The 19,728-nt window shown below is 38.1% G+C and carries 28 protein-coding genes; 26 read left to right on the forward strand and 2 right to left on the reverse strand.

Annotated elements, in window-relative coordinates:
* From rpmD to rpsI, 18 genes are all read left to right on the forward strand, one after another.
* The gene (gene rpmD / locus LIT25_00840; protein USK34037.1) at positions 1-183 is read left to right on the forward strand and encodes a 50S ribosomal protein L30; all 183 of its coding nucleotides are present in this window, start codon (positions 1-3) and stop codon (positions 181-183) included.
* Positions 184-214: 31 nt separating this feature from the next.
* Positions 215-655 (forward strand): 50S ribosomal protein L15, encoded by a 441-nt coding sequence (rplO, locus tag LIT25_00845; GenBank protein USK34038.1) that lies wholly within the window; start codon positions 215-217, stop codon positions 653-655.
* Entirely contained in the window at positions 655-1,950 is a 1,296-nt protein-coding gene (gene secY, locus LIT25_00850) for a preprotein translocase subunit SecY (protein USK34039.1), read from the forward strand. The genes rplO and secY overlap by 1 nt, the downstream gene beginning before the upstream one ends.
* 56 nt (positions 1,951-2,006) lie before the next feature.
* Positions 2,007-2,660, forward strand: coding sequence for an adenylate kinase (locus LIT25_00855; protein USK34040.1), 654 nt, complete (start codon positions 2,007-2,009; stop codon positions 2,658-2,660).
* A complete protein-coding gene (gene map / locus LIT25_00860; protein ID USK34041.1) occupies positions 2,657-3,403 on the forward strand; it encodes a type I methionyl aminopeptidase in 747 nt (248 codons plus the stop codon). The genes LIT25_00855 and map overlap by 4 nt, the downstream gene beginning before the upstream one ends.
* 17 nt (positions 3,404-3,420) lie before the next feature.
* A complete protein-coding gene (locus LIT25_00865) occupies positions 3,421-3,732 on the forward strand; it encodes a KOW domain-containing RNA-binding protein (GenBank protein ID USK34042.1) in 312 nt (103 codons plus the stop codon).
* Positions 3,733-3,951: a translation initiation factor IF-1 gene (infA, locus tag LIT25_00870; GenBank protein USK34043.1), complete on the forward strand. Its 219-nt coding sequence runs from the start codon at positions 3,733-3,735 to the stop codon at positions 3,949-3,951.
* 32 nt (positions 3,952-3,983) lie between these two features.
* Positions 3,984-4,097 carry a 50S ribosomal protein L36 gene (rpmJ, locus tag LIT25_00875; protein USK34044.1) on the forward strand — a complete coding sequence of 38 codons (114 nt, stop codon included), beginning with the start codon at positions 3,984-3,986 and terminating at the stop codon, positions 4,095-4,097.
* 23 nt (positions 4,098-4,120) lie between these two features.
* Positions 4,121-4,486: a 30S ribosomal protein S13 gene (gene rpsM / locus LIT25_00880; GenBank protein ID USK34045.1), complete on the forward strand. Its 366-nt coding sequence runs from the start codon at positions 4,121-4,123 to the stop codon at positions 4,484-4,486.
* A 21-nt stretch (positions 4,487-4,507) separates the two neighbouring features.
* Positions 4,508-4,897: a 30S ribosomal protein S11 gene (gene rpsK, locus LIT25_00885; GenBank protein ID USK34046.1), complete on the forward strand. Its 390-nt coding sequence runs from the start codon at positions 4,508-4,510 to the stop codon at positions 4,895-4,897.
* 185 nt (positions 4,898-5,082) lie between these two features.
* Positions 5,083-6,027: a DNA-directed RNA polymerase subunit alpha gene (locus LIT25_00890; protein USK34047.1), complete on the forward strand. Its 945-nt coding sequence runs from the start codon at positions 5,083-5,085 to the stop codon at positions 6,025-6,027.
* 80 nt (positions 6,028-6,107) lie between these two features.
* The gene (rplQ, locus tag LIT25_00895) at positions 6,108-6,470 is read left to right on the forward strand and encodes a 50S ribosomal protein L17 (GenBank protein USK34048.1); all 363 of its coding nucleotides are present in this window, start codon (positions 6,108-6,110) and stop codon (positions 6,468-6,470) included.
* 218 nt (positions 6,471-6,688) lie between these two features.
* Positions 6,689-7,531 carry an energy-coupling factor ABC transporter ATP-binding protein gene (locus LIT25_00900; GenBank protein USK34049.1) on the forward strand — a complete coding sequence of 281 codons (843 nt, stop codon included), beginning with the start codon at positions 6,689-6,691 and terminating at the stop codon, positions 7,529-7,531.
* Positions 7,507-8,373: an energy-coupling factor ABC transporter ATP-binding protein gene (locus LIT25_00905; protein USK34050.1), complete on the forward strand. Its 867-nt coding sequence runs from the start codon at positions 7,507-7,509 to the stop codon at positions 8,371-8,373. Before LIT25_00900 ends, LIT25_00905 begins: the two co-directional genes overlap by 25 nt.
* A complete protein-coding gene (locus tag LIT25_00910) occupies positions 8,370-9,167 on the forward strand; it encodes an energy-coupling factor transporter transmembrane protein EcfT (GenBank protein USK34051.1) in 798 nt (265 codons plus the stop codon). The genes LIT25_00905 and LIT25_00910 overlap by 4 nt, the downstream gene beginning before the upstream one ends.
* Positions 9,168-9,173: 6 nt before the next feature.
* Entirely contained in the window at positions 9,174-9,917 is a 744-nt protein-coding gene (gene truA, locus LIT25_00915) for a tRNA pseudouridine(38-40) synthase TruA (GenBank protein ID USK36109.1), read from the forward strand.
* 159 nt (positions 9,918-10,076) lie between these two features.
* On the forward strand, positions 10,077-10,514 hold the full coding sequence (gene rplM / locus LIT25_00920; GenBank protein USK34052.1) for a 50S ribosomal protein L13: 438 nt from the start codon (positions 10,077-10,079) through the stop codon (positions 10,512-10,514).
* A 20-nt stretch (positions 10,515-10,534) separates the two neighbouring features.
* Entirely contained in the window at positions 10,535-10,927 is a 393-nt protein-coding gene (gene rpsI / locus LIT25_00925) for a 30S ribosomal protein S9 (GenBank protein USK34053.1), read from the forward strand.
* Positions 10,928-11,017: 90 nt separating this feature from the next.
* On the opposite strand, the gene LIT25_00930 is transcribed toward rpsI, so the two are convergent.
* Both LIT25_00930 and LIT25_00935 read right to left on the reverse strand, forming a co-directional pair.
* Positions 11,018-11,974: a site-specific integrase gene (locus tag LIT25_00930; protein ID USK34054.1), complete on the reverse strand. Its 957-nt coding sequence runs from the start codon at positions 11,972-11,974 to the stop codon at positions 11,018-11,020.
* The gene (locus LIT25_00935; protein USK34055.1) at positions 11,949-12,191 is read right to left on the reverse strand and encodes an Arm DNA-binding domain-containing protein; all 243 of its coding nucleotides are present in this window, start codon (positions 12,189-12,191) and stop codon (positions 11,949-11,951) included. The genes LIT25_00930 and LIT25_00935 overlap by 26 nt, the downstream gene beginning before the upstream one ends.
* A 548-nt stretch (positions 12,192-12,739) precedes the next feature.
* Between LIT25_00935 and LIT25_00940 the strand changes: the two genes are divergently transcribed.
* The 8 genes from LIT25_00940 to LIT25_00975 all read left to right on the forward strand — a co-directional run bounded on the left by LIT25_00940 (position 12,740) and on the right by LIT25_00975 (position 19,692).
* Entirely contained in the window at positions 12,740-13,207 is a 468-nt protein-coding gene (locus LIT25_00940) for a zinc-ribbon domain-containing protein (protein ID USK34056.1), read from the forward strand.
* Between the two features lie 844 nt (positions 13,208-14,051).
* The gene (locus tag LIT25_00945) at positions 14,052-15,446 is read left to right on the forward strand and encodes a hypothetical protein (protein ID USK34057.1); all 1,395 of its coding nucleotides are present in this window, start codon (positions 14,052-14,054) and stop codon (positions 15,444-15,446) included.
* A 201-nt stretch (positions 15,447-15,647) separates the two neighbouring features.
* Positions 15,648-16,355, forward strand: coding sequence for a DUF4176 domain-containing protein (locus tag LIT25_00950; protein ID USK34058.1), 708 nt, complete (start codon positions 15,648-15,650; stop codon positions 16,353-16,355).
* Complete coding sequence (locus LIT25_00955) at positions 16,355-16,585, forward strand: hypothetical protein (GenBank protein ID USK34059.1); 231 nt, start codon at positions 16,355-16,357, stop codon at positions 16,583-16,585. Before LIT25_00950 ends, LIT25_00955 begins: the two co-directional genes overlap by 1 nt.
* A gap of 30 nt (positions 16,586-16,615) precedes the next feature.
* Positions 16,616-16,921: a YwqI/YxiC family protein gene (locus LIT25_00960; GenBank protein ID USK34060.1), complete on the forward strand. Its 306-nt coding sequence runs from the start codon at positions 16,616-16,618 to the stop codon at positions 16,919-16,921.
* Positions 16,921-18,453: a hypothetical protein gene (locus LIT25_00965; GenBank protein ID USK34061.1), complete on the forward strand. Its 1,533-nt coding sequence runs from the start codon at positions 16,921-16,923 to the stop codon at positions 18,451-18,453. The genes LIT25_00960 and LIT25_00965 overlap by 1 nt, the downstream gene beginning before the upstream one ends.
* Positions 18,440-18,940 (forward strand): hypothetical protein, encoded by a 501-nt coding sequence (locus LIT25_00970; protein USK34062.1) that lies wholly within the window; start codon positions 18,440-18,442, stop codon positions 18,938-18,940. The genes LIT25_00965 and LIT25_00970 overlap by 14 nt, the downstream gene beginning before the upstream one ends.
* Before the next feature lie 377 nt (positions 18,941-19,317).
* Positions 19,318-19,692: a hypothetical protein gene (locus LIT25_00975; protein ID USK34063.1), complete on the forward strand. Its 375-nt coding sequence runs from the start codon at positions 19,318-19,320 to the stop codon at positions 19,690-19,692.
* Positions 19,693-19,728 lie beyond the last annotated feature (36 nt).

Genomic DNA, 19,728 nt, shown 5'->3' on the forward strand with positions numbered 1-19,728 from the left:
ATGGCAAACAAATTAGCGATTACCCTCACTCGTAGTGTAATTGGTCGCCCAGAAGACCAACGTATTACTGTTAAAACACTAGGTCTTAAAAAAATGCATCAAACTGTTGTACTTGATGATAATGCTGCTATTCGCGGTATGATCGGTAAAGTATCACATCTGGTTACAGTTAAAGAACAATAATATAGATCTCTAATATCAAGGAGGTGTCCCGATGAAACTTCATGAATTAAAACCAGCAGAAGGGTCACGCAAAACACGTAACCGTGTTGGCCGTGGTACAGGTTCTGGTAACGGTAAAACGTCTGGTAAAGGTCATAAAGGACAAAACGCTCGTTCTGGCGGCGGTGTTCGCCCTGGATTCGAAGGTGGTCAAACTCCTTTATTCCGTCGTCTGCCTAAACGCGGATTTACGAACATCAACCGTAAAGATTACGCGATCGTGAGCTTAGACAAATTAAATCTTTTTGAAGACGGTACTGAAGTAACAACTGAACTTTTACTTGAAGCTGGCATGATCAGCAAAGTAAGATCAGGCGTGAAAGTACTTGGCGACGGCAAGCTTGAGAAAAAGCTTACTGTAAAAGCAAACAAATTCTCTGCATCTGCTAAAGAAGCTATTGAAGCTGCTGGCGGTTCGGCTGAGGTGATTTAATGTTTAAGACAATCTCCAATTTTATGCGCGTGGGTGATATCCGCAATAAAATCTTGTTCACCCTTTTAATGTTAATTATATTTCGTATTGGTACTTTCATCCCTGTGCCTAACGTCAACGCTGACGTTTTAAAGGCTCAGGATGAAATGAATGTTTTCGGAATTCTTAACACTTTCGGCGGTGGTGCACTGTATAACTTCTCTATCCTCGCGATGGGAATTATGCCTTACATTACAGCATCCATTATCGTGCAGCTTCTGCAGATGGATGTTGTGTCGAAATTTACTGAGTGGTCAAAGCAAGGTGAAGTTGGCCGTCGTAAACTAGCACAATTCACTAGATATTTTACGATTGTACTAGGTTTCATCCAGGCGTTGGGTATGTCTTATGGTTTTAATAATCTCGCTGGGGGATTATTAATTGAAAACCCAGGTATTACAACGTACCTTTTAATTGCAGTTGTCTTAACAGCAGGTACTGCTTTTTTAATGTGGTTAGGAGAGCAAATTACCTCTAGAGGTGTTGGCAATGGTATATCCATTATCATCTTTGCGGGGATTGCAGCAGGAATCCCAACAACCCTTAACCAAGTCTATGTACAACAATTCCAGGACGCTGGAGATCAGCTTTTCTTGAATATTGTAAAAGTTGCGCTGATAGTTTTAACGATAATCGCAATTATAGTTGGAGTTATCTTCATTCAGCAGGCGCTTCGCAAGATTCCTATTCAATATGCGAAGAACTCAGCAGGTCGTGCACCGGCGAAAGGTCAGTCTACTCACCTTCCGCTTAAAGTGAACCCGGCTGGCGTAATCCCTGTCATCTTTGCGGTTTCGTTCATTATTACACCGCCAACTATTGCTTCATTCTTTGGATCCAACGATGTTACAAACTGGATTCAAAAAACGTTTGACTATACACAGCCAATCGGTATGGTAGTCTATGTTGCACTAATCATTGCTTTCACTTATTTCTATGCATTCGTTCAGGTTAATCCGGAACAAATGTCAGAGAATCTGAAAAAGCAAGGCGGATATATCCCAGGCATTCGCCCTGGTAAAAATACGCAAGAATATTTGACAAAAATTCTATACAGACTGACGTTTGTTGGTTCTCTTTTCTTAGCAGCTATCTCAGTTCTTCCTGTATTCTTTATTAAGTTCGCTAACTTGCCAGCTTCTGCACAGATTGGCGGAACGAGCTTGTTGATCGTAGTAGGGGTTGCTCTTGAAACGATGAAACAACTTGAAAGTCAGCTTGTAAAGCGTCATTATAAAGGATTCATTAAACAGTAAGGTTATGGGACTTGGGTCCCTTTCCTTCTAAATAGAGACTGAGGGGGGTAATATTCTTGAATTTAGTTCTTATGGGTCTGCCAGGAGCCGGAAAAGGCACACAGGCAGAACGAATCGTTGAAAAATATGAAATCCCTCATATCTCAACAGGGGATATGTTCAGAGCTGCTATTAAAGGTGAAACAAAATTAGGTCTTAAAGCAAAATCCTTCATGGATCAGGGTGCACTTGTTCCTGATGAAGTAACAATTGGTATCGTCCGTGAGAGATTGGGCAAGAATGATTGTGAAAAAGGTTTCCTCTTAGACGGATTCCCTCGCACAGTTGCTCAAGCTGAAGCTTTAGAAGAAATTCTGTCAGATCTTAATAGAAAAATTGATTACGTCATTAACATCGAGGTTGATAAAGACATCCTTATGGAACGTCTTACAGGTCGCCGTATTTGTAAAAAATGCGGATCAACATATCATCTCGTTTTCAACCCTCCTGCGGCTGAAGGAATCTGCGACAAATGTGGCGGAGAGCTTTACCAAAGAGAAGATGATAACGAAGAGACTGTTGCAAACAGACTTGAAGTGAATCTCAAACAGACACAACCTTTGCTGAATTTCTATGAAGAAAAAGGATATTTGCGTAATATTAATGGACAACAGGACATTAAGCAGGTTTTCGTTGACGTTAATGAGCTGCTTGGAGGATTAGGTGAATGATCATTTGTAAGACTCCACGTGAAATTGAAATCATGCGTGAAGCTGGTCGCATTGTCGCATTGACCCACCAGGAACTCCAAAAACATATACAGCCTGGAATTACTACAAAAGAACTGGATGTAATTGCCGAAAAGTTTATACGCGGAAGCAATGCAATTCCATCTTTTAAAGGTTATAATGGTTTTCGCGGGAGCATTTGTGCTTCAGTGAATGAGGAGCTCGTTCACGGAATACCTGGAGATCGAGTATTGCGTGAAGGAGACATTATCAGCATTGATATCGGTGCTAAGTATAATGGCTATCATGGTGACTCTGCTTGGACATATCCTGTTGGAAAAATCTCTGAGGAATCCGAAAGACTTCTTGAAGTAACGGAGGAATCCTTGTACAAAGGGCTTGCTGAAGCAAAGCCTGGCGAGAGACTATCCAATATATCACACGCTATTCAGACGTATGTTGAACAGCATCAATTCTCGGTCGTTCGGGAATATGTTGGACACGGCGTTGGACAGGATTTACATGAAGATCCGCAGATTCCGCATTATGGTCCGCCAAACAAAGGTCCGAGGTTAAAACCAGGCATGGTCTTGGCAATTGAGCCAATGGTTAATGCCGGCAGCCGTTACGTAAGAACTCTTTCTGACAACTGGACAGTTGTTACGCAAGACCGTAAGATGTGTGCTCATTTTGAACATACAATTGCTATTACTGACACTGGCTATGAAATTTTAACTAAAGCCTGATCCGAAGGTGATATTGTTTGAACGAAGCCGAATCGAGTCCGCGCATAGGTCAGTTTGTCTATATTACTGAAGGCAGAGAAGCTGGACAATATGCTGTTGTGATCAGAATTCTCGATGAACGATTCGTTTTAATAGCTGATGGAGAGAATCGATTGTTTCACTCCCCGAAAAAGAAGAATGTTAATCATCTAGAATTTATTGATTGCGTATCTCCGGAAGTTCAGAACAGTATATATGAAACAGGTCGTGTGACAAACGGGAAACTTCGGTTTGCCTTAACAAAGTTTGTCAATGAGCAAGTTGCTGATTTGAAGAAGGGAGAAAAGTGAATGGCGAAAGACGATGTAATTGAAGTTGAGGGTACTGTACAGGAGACATTGCCAAATGCAATGTTCAAAGTTGAGCTTGAGAACGGTCATACGGTTTTAGCGCATGTATCTGGAAAAATCCGCATGCATTTTATTCGTATTTTACCTGGAGACAAAGTTACGGTAGAATTATCACCATATGATCTATCTCGTGGCAGAATTACGTACCGTTTTAAATAAAACACTCCGCAACTAAGGAGGTAAGAGAAATCATGAAGGTAAGACCATCGGTTAAACCAATCTGTGAGAAATGCAAAGTTATTCGCAGAAAAGGCAAAGTAATGGTAATTTGTGAAAATCCAAAACATAAACAAAAACAAGGCTAAAACTAAAGGAGGTGCAGCTTTAAATGGCTCGTATTGCTGGTGTAGATATTCCTCGTGACAAACGCGTTGTTATTTCATTAACTTACGTTTTCGGTATTGGTCGTCCAACTGCTGAAAAAGTACTAGCTGAGGCTGGTGTTTCTGAAGATACACGTGTGCGTGACTTAACAGAAGAAGAATTAGGTAAAATTCGTGATATCGTAGACAAGCTGAAAGTTGAAGGAGACCTTCGTCGTGAAGTTTCTTTAAACATCAAACGTCTGATTGAGATCGGCAGTTTCCGCGGTTTGCGTCATCGTCGCAGTTTACCTGTTCGTGGTCAAAATACCAAAAATAACGCTCGTACTCGTAAAGGACCTCGTCGTACGGTTGCGAACAAGAAAAAATAAGGTAAAGGAGGTTAACCCACAATGGCTCGTAAAACGAACACTCGTAAGCGTCGCGTAAAAAAGAATATTGAGGCAGGTATCGCTCATATTCGTTCAACATTTAACAACACGATTGTTACTATTACAGACGTACATGGTAACGCTCTTTCTTGGTCAAGTGCAGGTTCACTGGGATTCAGAGGATCACGTAAATCCACTCCATTTGCTGCACAAATGGCTGCTGAAGCTGCAGCTAAAGGATCAATCGAACACGGCATGAAAACTCTTGAAGTAACTGTTAAAGGACCAGGCGCAGGCCGTGAAGCTGCAATCCGTGCACTTCAAGCTGCTGGTCTAGAAGTAACAGCTATCAGAGACGTTACTCCGGTTCCACATAACGGATGCCGTCCGCCAAAACGTCGTCGTGTATAAATTTTCTGTATAGATTTTGTATCCCTGTCAATAATGGGTTATGATACAGTAAAAAGTTCTCGCAGAAATAACTATTTGTTGTTGTGCACATTCGGGACTTTATAATGGGGAATTTCGGTTAGACACACCTATAAGTAAATTACTTGTCTAGCCGGGGTTTCGACGTTTTGAAGGAGGGTTTATAGATGATAGAAATTGAAAAACCAAAAATCGAAACGGTTGAAATCAGCGACGATGCCAAGTACGGTAAATTCGTCGTCGAACCACTCGAGCGTGGATATGGTACTACTTTGGGTAACTCCTTACGTCGTATCCTCTTATCTTCACTCCCTGGTGCCGCTGTAACATCAATCCAGATAGATAGTGTACTCCATGAATTCTCTACAATTGAAGGCGTTGTTGAAGATGTTACAACAATCATCTTAAACATTAAAAAACTTGCTCTTAAGATCTACTCTGAGGAAGAAAAAACGCTTGAGATTGACGTACAGGATGAAGGAGTTGTAACGGCTGCAGATATTACTCACGACAGTGATGTTGAAATTCTAAATCCGGACCTTCATATTGCTACATTAGCGAAGGGTGCACATTTCCGTATGAGATTGACTGCGAAGCGTGGACGCGGATATACTCCGGCTGATGCAAACAAAAGAGAAGATCAGCCAATTGGCGTTATCCCAATCGATTCTATTTTCACACCTGTATCCCGCGTGTCTTATCAAGTTGAAAATACACGTGTAGGGCAAGTGTCGAACTATGATAAACTTACTTTTGATGTGTGGACAGACGGAAGCACAGGTCCAAAAGAAGCGATTGCACTTGGTGCAAAGATTCTGACTGAACATCTTAATATCTTCGTAGGGCTTACTGATGAAGCTCAAAACGCTGAGATTATGGTGGAGAAGGAAGAGGACCAAAAAGAAAAAGTTTTAGAAATGACGATCGAAGAATTGGATTTGTCAGTTCGTTCTTATAACTGTTTAAAACGTGCAGGCATCAACACTGTACAGGAGCTTGCTCATAAAACAGAAGAAGACATGATGAAAGTTCGTAACTTAGGTCGTAAATCTTTGGAAGAAGTTAAAGCGAAACTAGAAGAACTTGGCTTAGGTCTTCGTAAAGACGACTGACGACTAGTTAACAAGTTAACTAGCGTTTTCGCGTGTTTCTAAAATTAACATACAGTATTAAACGAAGGAGGGAACACATAATGCCTTACAGAAAATTAGGACGTACAAGTGCTCAACGTAAAGCGTTACTTCGTGATCTAACTACAGATTTAATTATCAGCGAGCGCATTGAAACTACTGAGGCTCGTGCGAAAGAATTACGTTCAACTGTAGAAAAAATGATTACTTTAGGTAAACGTGGGGATCTTCATGCCCGCCGCCAAGCTGCTGCTTACATCCGTAACGAGGTAGCAAACGAAGAAGGCACGCAAAATGCACTTCAAAAACTATTCGGTGATATCGCACCACGTTATACAGAGCGTCAAGGTGGATACACTCGCATAATGAAACTTGGACCTCGCCGCGGCGACGGAGCACCAATGGTCATTATCGAATTAGTTTAATTATATTTAGTTACTCCAAGGGCGGGTCAGTTTTTAGAAACTGGATCTATGCCCTTTTTTTATACACTTAAAGCCCCCCTCTTATTCCTGTCATAGAATGAGGGGGCAATCTAAGTGTGAGCAGAGAGAGAATAGAAGAGTACAGGTGTTTTTTTGTGTGAACATGCAGGTTGCACCATTTCATTAAACGCACAAAAACACAGGTGAGGGAGGCAGCAATGGAACAACCGATCATTCATGTGAATGACGTGACATTCCGTTATCACGAAGAGGATGAAAGACCCGCATTGAACTCCGTTTCCTTAAGCGTAAACAAAGGAGAGTGGCTTGCGGTCGTCGGTCATAACGGCTCGGGCAAGTCTACACTTGCGAGAGTCCTGAATGGTCTGATCCTGCCTCAGAAGGGTAACGTAATCGTAAACGGCATCACTCTTAATGAAGATTCAGTTTGGGAGATTCGAAAACAGATTGGCATGGTTTTTCAAAATCCTGATAATCAGTTTGTCGGTACAACCGTAAAAGATGATGTGGCTTTTGGTTTAGAAAATCACGGAGTGCCGCGAGAAGTAATGAAAAAGCGCGTGGAATGGGCTACACATAAAGTGAAGATGGAAGCATTTCTCGATCAAGAGCCGCACCATCTATCAGGAGGACAAAAGCAGCGTGTTGCCATTGCCGGCGTAATCGCTGTGCAGCCTCAAATTATTATCTTAGATGAAGCCACCTCCATGCTAGATCCCCAGGGAAGAAAAGAAGTCATGGAAACAGTAAGAGAGCTAAAAGATCAGGGGATCGTTACAGTCATATCGATTACTCACGATTTAGAGGAAGCTTCGAGGGCTGACAGGATTGTTGTCATGAATGGTGGGGAAAAGTTCGCCGAAGGTACACCTGAGACAATCTTCAAACTAGATCAGAAGCTAGTTGAAATTGGCCTTGATCTCCCTTTTCCATACAGAGTGAGCATGAAGCTGAGAGAAGCAGGGGTTAACCTGTCGCGCAACCATCTAGATGAAGAAAGCCTGGTGAATGAACTATGGACATTACATTCAAAGAGTTAGAGCACAGGTACCAAGTTCATTCCCCTTTTGAACGTCTTGCCCTATATGACATCAACCTGACGATTAAAGATCGTTCGTTTGTTTCGATTATCGGACATACGGGATCAGGGAAATCTACCATTCTGCAGCATTTAAATGGCCTGCTGAAACCAACGAAGGGATCGATCTCTATTGGGGAACGCAAGATTGAAGCTAACAAGAAAAATAAGAATCTGAAATCAATCCGCCAATCGGTTGCGATTGTCTTTCAATTTCCAGAGCATCAGCTGTTTGAGGAAACGGTGGAACGTGATATTATGTTTGGCCCATTGAATTTCGGCGTACCGCCTGAAGAGGCAAAAGTGAAGGCGGGAGATGCATTAAGACGTGTCGGCCTCCCTGCAGAGGTACTTCAAAAATCGCCATTTGATTTAAGCGGCGGACAAATGAGGCGTGTCGCCATTGCAGGTGTCCTGGCCATGGAGCCGAAGGTGCTGGTACTCGATGAACCGACAGCAGGACTTGATCCAAGCGGCAGAAAAGAGATCATGGACCTTTTCTATACCCTCCATCAAGATCGGTCGCTTACGACCATCCTTGTCACGCACAGTATGGAAGACGCTGCCCGTTATTCAGATGAAATTGTTGTCATGCACAAAGGGACGGTTCAAATGAAAGGAACGCCTGAAGATGTATTCAGCCATGCTGAAACGTTAATCTCTGCAGGACTTGATCTTCCGGAAACCGTAAAGCTTCAAAGGATAATAGAACAAAAGCTTGGCAAGGAACTGAAAGGGATCTCACTTTCCATAGATGACTTGGTTGATCAGGTTGCATCTGAGATAAAGGGTGACCCAAAATGATGAACAGTATGATCATTGGAAAATATGTGCCTGGTAGTTCTCTCATTCATAAGATGGATCCGCGTTCGAAACTAACGATGATCTTTGTATTTGTCTTTATTGTCTTTTTTGCGAACAATGCACTGACCTATTCAATCCTTGGTTTGTTCACGCTCTTTATTGTTGCTTCTACCAAACTGCCGCCGAGATTTTTGCTGAATGGCTTAAAGCCGATCATCTGGATTATTCTATTTACATTTATTCTGCACATTCTGGTCACAAAAGAAGGTCCGCTTCTGTTTGAATTCGGTTTTCTTTCGATACATGAAGAAGGTGTCAGACAGGGGATATTCATTTCCCTGCGGTTCCTGTTTCTTATTCTGCTTACAACAATCCTGACGTTAACTACTACTCCTATCGAAGTAACAGATGGGATGGAAAGTCTGCTGAACCCGTTTAAAAAAATCGGACTTCCTGTCCATGAGCTCGCGTTAATGATGTCGATCTCACTCCGGTTTATTCCAACACTGATGGAAGAAACGGATAAAATCATGAAAGCGCAGATGGCAAGAGGAGTTGATTTTACGAGCGGACCTGTAAAACAAAGGATCAGTGCAATCATACCGCTGTTAGTACCGCTGTTTATAAGCGCCTTTAAACGGGCTGAGGAACTTGCAACAGCCATGGAAGCGCGGGGATATCAGGGCGGCGAGGGCAGAACAAAGCTGCGTGAGCTGAAATGGGGAATCCTCGATACAGTTATTCTGGCTATTTTAATCGGTGTAGGCATTGTTCTATTACTATTTCGTTCATAGGAGCTTATCATGAGGGTAAAATGCACAATCGGATATGATGGCACAAGATTTAACGGTTTTCAAATTCAGCCGAATATGAGAACTGTACAGGGTGAGGTTGAGAGGGGCCTTAAAAGGCTTCATAAAGGAAAAGAAGTAAAAGTATTTGCATCGGGAAGAACGGATGCAGGAGTCCACGCAGTTGGACAGGTTCTGCATTTTGATACGGATATTTATATTCCTGAGGACCGCTTTCCAAATGCATTAAATTCACTGCTTGCTGAGGACGTTGCGATTCAATCCGTTTCGTTTGTAAATGATGACTTTCATGCGAGGTATCATGTCCGAGCCAAGGAATATCGCTATAAAATAAGCCGCTCAGCGATCCGGAATGTATTTAATCGAAATTATTCTTATCATTATCCATATAAACTTGATTACGTCAAAATGAGAGAAGCGATTAAATTTCTTATCGGCACTCATGACTTTACGAGCTTCTGTTCTGCGAAGACGGATAAAGAAGACCGGGTAAGAACGTTATATGATATCGAATTTTATGAAGAAGATGACATGCTTACTTTCCGGTTTGTAGGCAATGGATTTCTTTATAACATGGTAAGGATATTGGTCGGCACTCTGATCAATGCAGGACGCGGAGCGCTGGATCCTTATCAGATTCCGGAGATACTGAAGGCACGGGATCGTTCCCTTTGCGGCAAAACAGCCCCGGGGTGCGGATTATATTTGTGGAAAGTTTATTATGACAACTAAACCAGGTGTAACATTTTCTTGACAATGTTGCCTGAACGTTATAATATATCATATGGTATGTATTTCAACCCCACAAATAAGCCCCGGAAGAGTTTAATTTGTGTTTTGAAATAGAATGATTAAATTTTAACAATTGAAAGATATTTAGGAGGGAAAAACATGCGTACAACATATATGGCGAAAGCAACTGAAGTTGAACGTAAATGGTTCGTAGTAGATGCGGCTGGCAAAACTTTAGGTCGTCTAGCTAGCGAAGTAGCATCTGTACTTCGTGGTAAACACAAACCAACTTACACACCACATGTAGACACTGGTGATCATGTTATCATCATTAATGCAGCACAAATCGAACTTACTGGTAAAAAATTGACTGACAAGATTTACTACCGTCACAGCCAATTCCCAGGCGGTTTGAAATCAAGAACAGCTCTTGAAATGCGTACAAACTACTCTGAGAAAATGCTTGAATTAGCAATTCGCGGAATGCTTCCTAAAGGTTCATTAGGACGTCAAATGTACAAAAAATTACATGTATATGCTGGCAACGAACATCCACATCAAGCACAACAACCAGAAGTTTACGAACTTCGCGGTTAATTATTAAGGAGGTTATTAATTTGGCACAGGTTCAATATTACGGTACTGGCCGTCGTAAAAGCTCAGTAGCGCGTGTTCGTCTGGTTCCAGGCGAAGGCCGTATTGTTATCAACGATCGTGAAGTAAAAGATTACATCCCATTCGCAGCTTTAATCGAAGATATTAAACAACCATTAAACTTAACTGAAACAGCTGGAAGCTATGATGTTTTAGTTAGCGTTAACGGCGGTGGATTTGCTGGTCAAGCTGGCGCTATCCGTCACGGTATCTCTCGTGCATTATTAGAAGCTGACCCAGAATACCGCGGCACTTTAAAGCGCGCTGGTCTTCTAACTCGTGACGCTCGTATGAAAGAACGTAAAAAATACGGTCTTAAAGGCGCTCGTCGTGCACCTCAGTTCTCAAAACGTTAATTATCAGCGTTTATGCCCTTTCCCGAAGTATCGGGGAGGGGTTTTTTATTTGTCGAAAAAGAGATCTGAATACCCATTGAATACCCCTCCTCATAAATCCATGTAATCTTGAAATAAATTGGCTACTTTTTCTTTGGCCGTGTTTGAGACGTGAGTATAGATATTCATGGTTGTTTGAATGTCTGTATGGCCAAGCCGTACTTGTACATCTTTAATACTAGCCCCAGCTTCGAATAACAGTGAAGCATGAGTGTGACGTAAACCATGAATGGAAATAGACGGAAAATACTTATGATTTTTGAGTAACTTGGTTAACTGATCATTTAAGCTGGCTAAACGGATATACTTCATTTTTCTTTCATTGTAGTCGTACCTAGTGAAAAGAGGCTGCTGGTTATCAGGTAGTAAATCTATATCTACATCGTAAAACTCTTCAGATTGCCTTTTACGCCATTTTTTAAGCCACCCAAGTGTTTCATCGTCAATACTGATTACGCGTCGTGAATCGGCTGTTTTGGGCGTCTGGAGAAGTTGAAGCCCCTTTGTTGTAACTAGGGTCTTCCTAAATGATATAGATTTATTATTAAAATCAATATCTGACCAATACAACGCAAGAACTTCACCTTTACGTGCTCCAGTAAAAGCTAGGAGACGAAAAATAATAAAAGTTTTTGTATTTACCTCGTATTCAGCTAATTTTAAGAATTGCTTTAATTCTTCTTTGGTGAAAAAATTTTGCACTTCTTCATGATGGTTATATATCATGTCTGCTTGTTTTTTTGGAAGTGTTACATGTTCCATTGGATTTTGTTGAATTACATCCAGTTTTAAAGCGTATTTAAAAACAAGATTAACTTGGACTTTATAATCATTAAATGCTTTTAATTCTTCAGCCCATTCATTCACAGCTTTCTGGCAAAATACTCTTGTAATACTGTTTATTTTCAAATGACCAAACATAGGAAGAATCCTCGAATTAAACTTGCTAACAATGGCATCGTAAGTTGTAATTTTAACTTCTTTACGGTTGGTTAATCCACAGTTCATATACTTCAAGAAAAGATAGATTATTGATACTTCCGATGCCCTGATCTTCTAACTCTAATCTTAATTTAGATAATGCAAGATTTGCTTCTTTTCTCGAATGAAACCCTCGCCTTGTAGTTCTTTTTTTCTTTTTAGTAATCGGATCAACACCTAAATACACATTAAACATATAAGCCTTTGATCCATCTTTTTTTGTATATGGTTTAATTATTGTCACATTTATTATTCCCTTCAATATGCTGGCGGGCAATATATGTAAAAGGAATAGTAGCTTCAACTAATTCACATAAATATCAATTTCACAATAACCAAATTGGGGTTTACATCTAACATCTTCAATGTTAGGTAAGCTTTTTAAATATCGTACATTAGGAAGGACATCAAAGTGATTTTCATTAAACTCGAGTTCGACGTTGTCATCACGGGGAGCTAAAGGTATTTTATAGACCTCTTCATCTTCAAATAAAACAAATCCGTACCAAGTGAATAAGACAAGTGAATTTAGGTTTAACCCTTCAATTTGAAGGTGATTTATCAAGTCATATGCGACTAAATAAGAAAAGGGTACTAATACTTTAGAGTCTCTCTGGTGAAAAACATTTTTCATAAATAACTCATCATATTTAGAATCGAGTTCATAGCTGCTATATGAAATTTGGATAATATGACGAGTATTTTGAGTGTAATGTGTTACATAAAATGTAAACTCCCAAGAAACCTCCTCATTATTTGGATTTCTAGCATGTAAATTTAGAGAGAGATAATGTGTCCATTTTAGAATTAAAGGATCGTTTTGAATGTGAAAATTCATTAGCCAATAATAGACCAGATCTATTAAAAGAATGGGATTACAAAAAGAATGGAAATTTAAAACCAGAGAACTTTAAAGTGGCAAGTAAGGAAAAAGTAAATTGGGTTTGTAAAAAAGGTCATTGTTGGTCAGCTACAATCGCAAGTCGAACATATGGTGGCAATAACTGTCCAGACTGTGGGAATAGAAGGTTACATAGGGGAAATAATTTAGCTGCCGTTAATCCAGGACTTGTTAAGGAGTGGCATCCTACTAAGAATGAAAAAGGCCCACAAGATTACTTTGCAAACTCTCATTTTAAAGTTTGGTGGTTATGTAAAAAATGCAGTTACGAATGGACTGCACTAATCTACAATAGAAATGGTAAACGTAGTGGATGTCCACTTTGTAATGGGAACATTCTTAAAAATAAGCAAGGTTAGACTAATAAGGATACAATGGTTGGTTTATTATAAAACATATCTTTTAAACTGGGCTACTTGCTTGATTCCTCTTGTATTAGAACTTTGCCTTCCCTAAACGGCTTTTTATTTATACTGCCCGCCAGCATAAAACTTGAATACCTAATGAATACTTTCTGATGAAAAATTAGATGAGATATTACTTTATAGAAGAAACTCGTTAAATTAAAGGCTTTAGACATTGAATGCGATATCGCCAATGTCTAATGAAAAATGAACGTAAACCTTCACAGCCCTTTCTCGGATAATCGAGGAGGGTTTTTGTTGTTTAGGAAACTATAAAAGATGATACAAACTCTGTCCACTCTATCCTTTGTTAAAAAAATTTCATTCAACAAAAAGATGAGTTTAGCACTAACTGTCCAGTTAATCAAATACGTATTCTGAATAAAAAGACATGAATAATAGTAAAGATTAAATGATTCTTTTGTAGTGAAAAGGATGTAAAAAGGAAGTGAAAACAAGTTGAGATCCTAAAAGAAGTATTTAAAATATTGGTTTTCTGTTGAACAGTTGCCTTCAGATTTTATTTTTATACAAAAATAGGAAGTAAGGAATATTGAATTTAGATAATTCTGGGAATAAGATTAACTTATATCCAACCGTTCGGTTGGTTCTAAATGAGCAAATTTTCATGCTTAGATTCTATGATCGCCAATTACAAGGGATATGGGAAGGTGAATCGAGCAATGTGTTTGCTCAATTTAATTATGGAGAAGAGAGATAGAAGACTGTTAGTTTGGATGAGGCGATCCAACAAGGCAATGGTAAACCAAAGATTATAAGATAATGTGAGGGATTGATAATGGAAATAATGACAAAAGTTAAACAGCATAAAGCGATAACAGTAATTACCACTCTCGTGATATTAGGGATCATCTTTTTAACTATTATCTCTACAAATCAACCTACTTCTGAAGAATTAGTAAATAATTTTGAGCGAGCAATTATCGAAGGTGATGTTAAAACTCTCGAGAAACTGCTTGATACAGAAGACAAGGAAATGAGATTAACTGAAAAAGATAGTAAACAACTCATTTTATATACACAAGATGATTCTGAATACTTGAAGGAGCTTATTTTTATTATGAAAGCTCAAGCTGCCATACTTGACCAAAATCAAGCTGCAAAGACTCAAAATCCTATCTTTCAACATGCAACAGAAGGAGAGATTTTAGAAGCAGGGGATTATTATGTTAAGAAAAGTGAAGGTCTATTTTCCTCTCCTCATATCTATACTAGGTCTTATTCACTTACTGTATCTGTGGAAGAACCGAAATCAACTATTAAGATTGAGAACAAAAAAGTACTTACTACCACAAAAAATCGTTTAGAGACTACACATCATCATCTACCACCAGGCACATACAATGTTTCAGCTTCAAAAAAATATAAATACGCGACAGTTACAGATAAAGAAAAGATACAACTTTTTGAAGAAGATGAATTTAAAGATAACGTATCGCTTGATGTATCTGGAAATCGAATAGCAATTGAATCAAATGCAGACAACGTTTCCATTTTTGTGAATGGAAAAGATACCGGAGATAAGGCTACGGTTGTAAGAGAATCATCATCCAATAGTAGTGACGATGAAGTTTTATATGGACCGTTCTCTAATAATGGAACTACTAAAATTCATGGAGAAGCGAGTTATCCATGGGGAAAAGCGAAAAGTGATCCTCGATCGATCGATGAACAAACTGAAAGCATTGACGTAACACCCAATCCCTTTCAAGAAAAAAGTAATAAAGACCAAATTGTACGGTTAATTAATGACTTTTCTCGACAGAGAATGCAAGCATTAGTGCAAGGAAATGCCTCTCTTATTAAAACAGCTTCAGATAATATTGTGAGAGAGTATACTGAAGATATTCAGAACGATAAAGAATATGAGTACTATTGGAAAGGCAAAGCGCTAGGGACGCGTATAAATTTCGGACAATTTACATTAAACCAAGAACAAGATCAATATACAGTGCGAATTCCTGTTGAATTTCATGATACACAAAAAGAATATGGTGGATGGAGCACTGACGAAGCAGAGCCCCTTGAGGAAAATTTTGAGGATGCTTGGATAGAAGTTACCTATGATAATGAAAATAAAAATTGGACTGTGAATAGTGTAGATAATGTTGGTTGGGGTAAACCGGACGGATGGATGGAAGGAAATCAGGTGGTTAAAAGTGAGTTTAAATAATTGCAAAAGAACATTCAATGCAATTACACACATTGCCCGCCAGCATATGATTTTATGAATACCTTTTGAGTACCCTTTAATGCACTTAAATGAAATTCATTGAAATCGAAAATGTATTAAATCCTTATTAACAAAGGCTTATGAAGTATTGTTAAATGGTTTAAATGATTTAATTCATTAGAAAGTGAGTGTTTTCAGTTCATGAAAGAAGAATTTAAAAAGAAATTAAAAGCGCTTGCGATGGAAAAAGCAGATAAGATTGTCCATACATTAGACAAAGAAAACCAAATGGAGTTTGGGTTAACAATAAAAGAATTTTCTAAATTATTCATTGAAGATCAACCGATTTTTCAAAAACTTTATCGTGCGTATAAAAAAAATGTAACTTCTATAGAATTGGAAAGCAATACTCTTGATATTTTATATAAAAAAGAAAATAGTCTACATACAATTGAATTTTCAAATAAGCAATTTTCATTAGATGAAGAAACTTATGTTCATTTACTTTCTTATTCAATAGAAATTATGAGGGAAGTTTTGCCGCTAGGTTCTGTTGTCGAATTAGATACAACATATTTTAAACCCGATCAACAAATGAAATCACCATCAAAAATAATCATTACAGGTCGATTTATTGCGCCAAAGGGCTATAACATATATTTTCCGTATTCTGGTGTTGTATACCCATTTGGTGAAATGAAACCCGGCTCGAAAATACATTTTACAGCACCTTTAATCAAAAGTGTCATACATCTAGGGTTTAAAGATGAAGTAGAAGAAGCGTTTGAACTATTAATAAAAAAGGAGTTTATCGTGGATAAAAATATGAAATCCATTGAGTTTTCCGTTCATGATATGAAAAAGCTTCAAAAAGAGCTGGAATCGAAACAAAAAGCAGGTGAACTTTAATGGGGTTATATGATTATGATTTTTGCCATGGCATCGTTTATGGATCATGGGGATTAGACTCTGGAATTATTAATAATTTACAGGATGCAATAGATGAAATTAAGCAGAATTTTGAAGATATGGATCTTGAAAATGCCTCCGTTCAAGAAGAAATGAAAGTTATTATCGATCAAATGATTTCCGAATTAAACAGGTTAATCGATACGATTAATTCAGTGCAGTTCAGATAAAATGCCGAAGGGAAGGAGTGTCTTCACGGTATGGCGGCAAAAGAAATCAAATTAGATAAAGAAAGTCTACAATCAACTTTAAATGAATTAAAGAAGGCAATTGATAATTTTAACAGCTACACAACAACTTTTAATTCCAATACGAGAAATCAATTAGAAAGTTTCAATTCAGACTTTATCGAAAAGGTAGACACCTTGTTGGAAAACATGACTGATAATGTGAATACGGATTTGATTAAAAATATGAACGCCATTCATAAAGTAGGAGAAGAATTACTGCGAAATATGAAAGAAACAGACGAAGAGATTAGTGATGCTATCCGGAGTGGGAAATAATGAGCGATTTAAAAATAAATTATGGCATACTTGACCACATTATCGGCCAGCTGTATATATATACCGAGGCACTTAATAGTATGAACACTTCCCTTTCTAACATATCAGCATTTTTAGAAAGCAATCGCGGTGAAAGTATTGACGCATGGGAGGAAATGATAAAAAATTCAAAGGAAAATATTAAAAGCTATAAAACTCAAGTCGAAGATCTCCTTTCATTATTTGAAAATTATGTAGCAGATACGACGACATTCATCACACCAATCGCAAGAAATGCAATGATGCAAGTGGATCGATATGATATATGGGCAAATTTAGAAAACCTTGAAACAGGCATATTAAAAAATGTACCAATAGCATTAAAATTAACATATATGACTCCTACTTCTTTTTTTAGTTTTACAGACCCCACTGAACAAGAAAAAGATAAAAGTGAAGAAAATAAGGCAAAAATGAAAAGGATCCGCCATGAAATTGAAGTTTCTAAAAATAGACTAGATAAGAAAATGGATGAACTATGGGATCTTTATCATTCGAAAATTGTTAAATTTGAAAATACTGATGTTGCATATAGTGATAAAGCTGCCCATATAAAAGGTAAGTATACAAGCTTTTTGGAAGGTACAGTGGATATTGTTGAAATAATCTTCGTAGGGGCATGGGACCTTTTAAAAGGCCTTGTAATAGCGGTTTATGAAATCGTAAAAGGAGTACTTACGATCGTAGTAGATATTGGAGTTGTTTCCCTATCGGGTTGGATTCCTGATGAGGATGAACCTGATTTTCTAAAAAAAGAAGCATATGAAACATACTATGATTATAAAGCAATGATTCAACAATTAATAAATGACCCTACGGACGTTTTATTTGAATCTCCCTTTCAATCTATTACAGATACAGTTGAAGAAGAAGGAATCATGTATGTGGCGGGTGGTACCTTATCGTCTTTTGTACCTATTGTTGGTGGTCTAAAACTGATTAAGGCTAGAGTTGGTATTGCTTTGGAAGGTGCAGATGGTCAAAATCTCATGACCACTATTGGGAAAGCAGATAAATCAGCATCAACAATTAAGTATTTAGAGGACATGATTAGAAATGAAGTAAACGAGCATGGCGTAATATTTGACCGAAATGGCAATGTGATTAGTAATTTGATAACCGATGGTCATCGAAGTAAAATTGATCTTTCTCCATATAAAAATCAATGCAAGGACGCAATCTTTACACATAATCATCCACAAAATGGACATTTTAGTTTTGAGGATATTGAAACTGCAATGAACTTTGATATGGCAGAAATACGTGCTACCCTTCCAAATGGGGTCACCTTTAGTATGAAACGAGGAGCAAATGGGTGGAATCAGTCTGCTATGAATGATTTGCGTGGTGTTTTTCAGAAAGCGTACCAAGAATTGAAAACTGACCCCAAAATGATTAAGCTACAACAAGAAGGGAATAAAGCAGCTATAAATGATATGTTTATGGACACAATAGGAAAAATGATTGGAGGAGAATATAATGTCTTTAGATGATTATTGCACTTCGTTTGAAAAGAAGCATTTATATAAGAAAGTCTATCCGATTGGCGTGATTGATGATAGTGAGGAGAATCCAATTTACTATTTTACAAGCGAGTGGAATCAATTAAGGGCTGAATTTCAAGCACTACCTTTTCCCGAACTTGTTTTTAAACTGGTTTCTATTTTTCAAGAAGGAATTCCAGAATACATGCGACTTATGGAGTTGTTTGGAACGGATATTAGTTCTGAATTAGTGGATGAGAAAAAAAGAATTTACTGTAGCAATGTTGAATGCGGGCAGGATGATATTTACAAAGTTGAAATGCGGCTCGATGAACAGGGAGTAAAGATTAATGAGCTTTACTTATTTGTTCGGGAGTTGCCTGACATGAATAATGTAAGAACCTTTTTAAAGGGGAACTATGACGATGTAAATATCAGTATGATTGATAATCTTGTAGTCCTAGATATGGATTGCAAAATAGTTTTACAGAATTAAGCTGGATGATGTGAGCTATATGAAAGCGCAACATTGCAGGACTGGTGAATTACCCAGTTCTTTAGCCAATCAAGGTCTATGTTTAAAGTAACGTTTTTATTTTTGACTATCCCTTTTCCACACACTTTGTCGGTCAGTTAAAAAAACTGCACTTGGCGGATCATCATAGAGAGAAATTTAAACCAATGAACCTTTCTCTTGTATTAACCAATTATATATAAGCCTTTCGCTGAAGAAGAATTGTTATCAAATATTAATCAACTAAAAAACGATACTATGGATATTGCAGATAATATACGGAATATGGCGATAAATTTTAAAGAAAAAGATAATTAAATTGCAAACTGGTTAAAGTTAGATTTAAGGAGAGCGGTTTAATGGAGGATAATCTGCATAGATATGATAGGTATGACGAGAGCAAGCTAACAAAAGATCAAGAGGAAAAAATTCAAGAAATTTTGTTACAATCACAACGGGAACAATTAGAACGTCAAATTAAAGCACGTCTGGATGAAGAATGTAGAAATCTACAAAAGATTGCATCATACAGATATCAACTCCGAGAACATCCATCTCAAATAATGAATATCACAAAAATATTAATACAGAGCTTTAATGGTAAAGCAAGAGATGCCCTGGATGAGAGAATAAAAAATAACTTCTATCTTAGCAATCATACAAATTCAAATTACGATAGATTTATAAATAGCTCTGGTATGCGAGGTTCTAATAGATATTTCATTGAATTTTAAAAAGGTAAAACAAAATTATAATTACATCCTTAATAA

The organism is Bacillus sp. F19, assembly GCA_023823795.1.
Taxonomy (GTDB): Bacteria; Bacillota; Bacilli; order Bacillales; family Bacillaceae; genus Bacillus_P.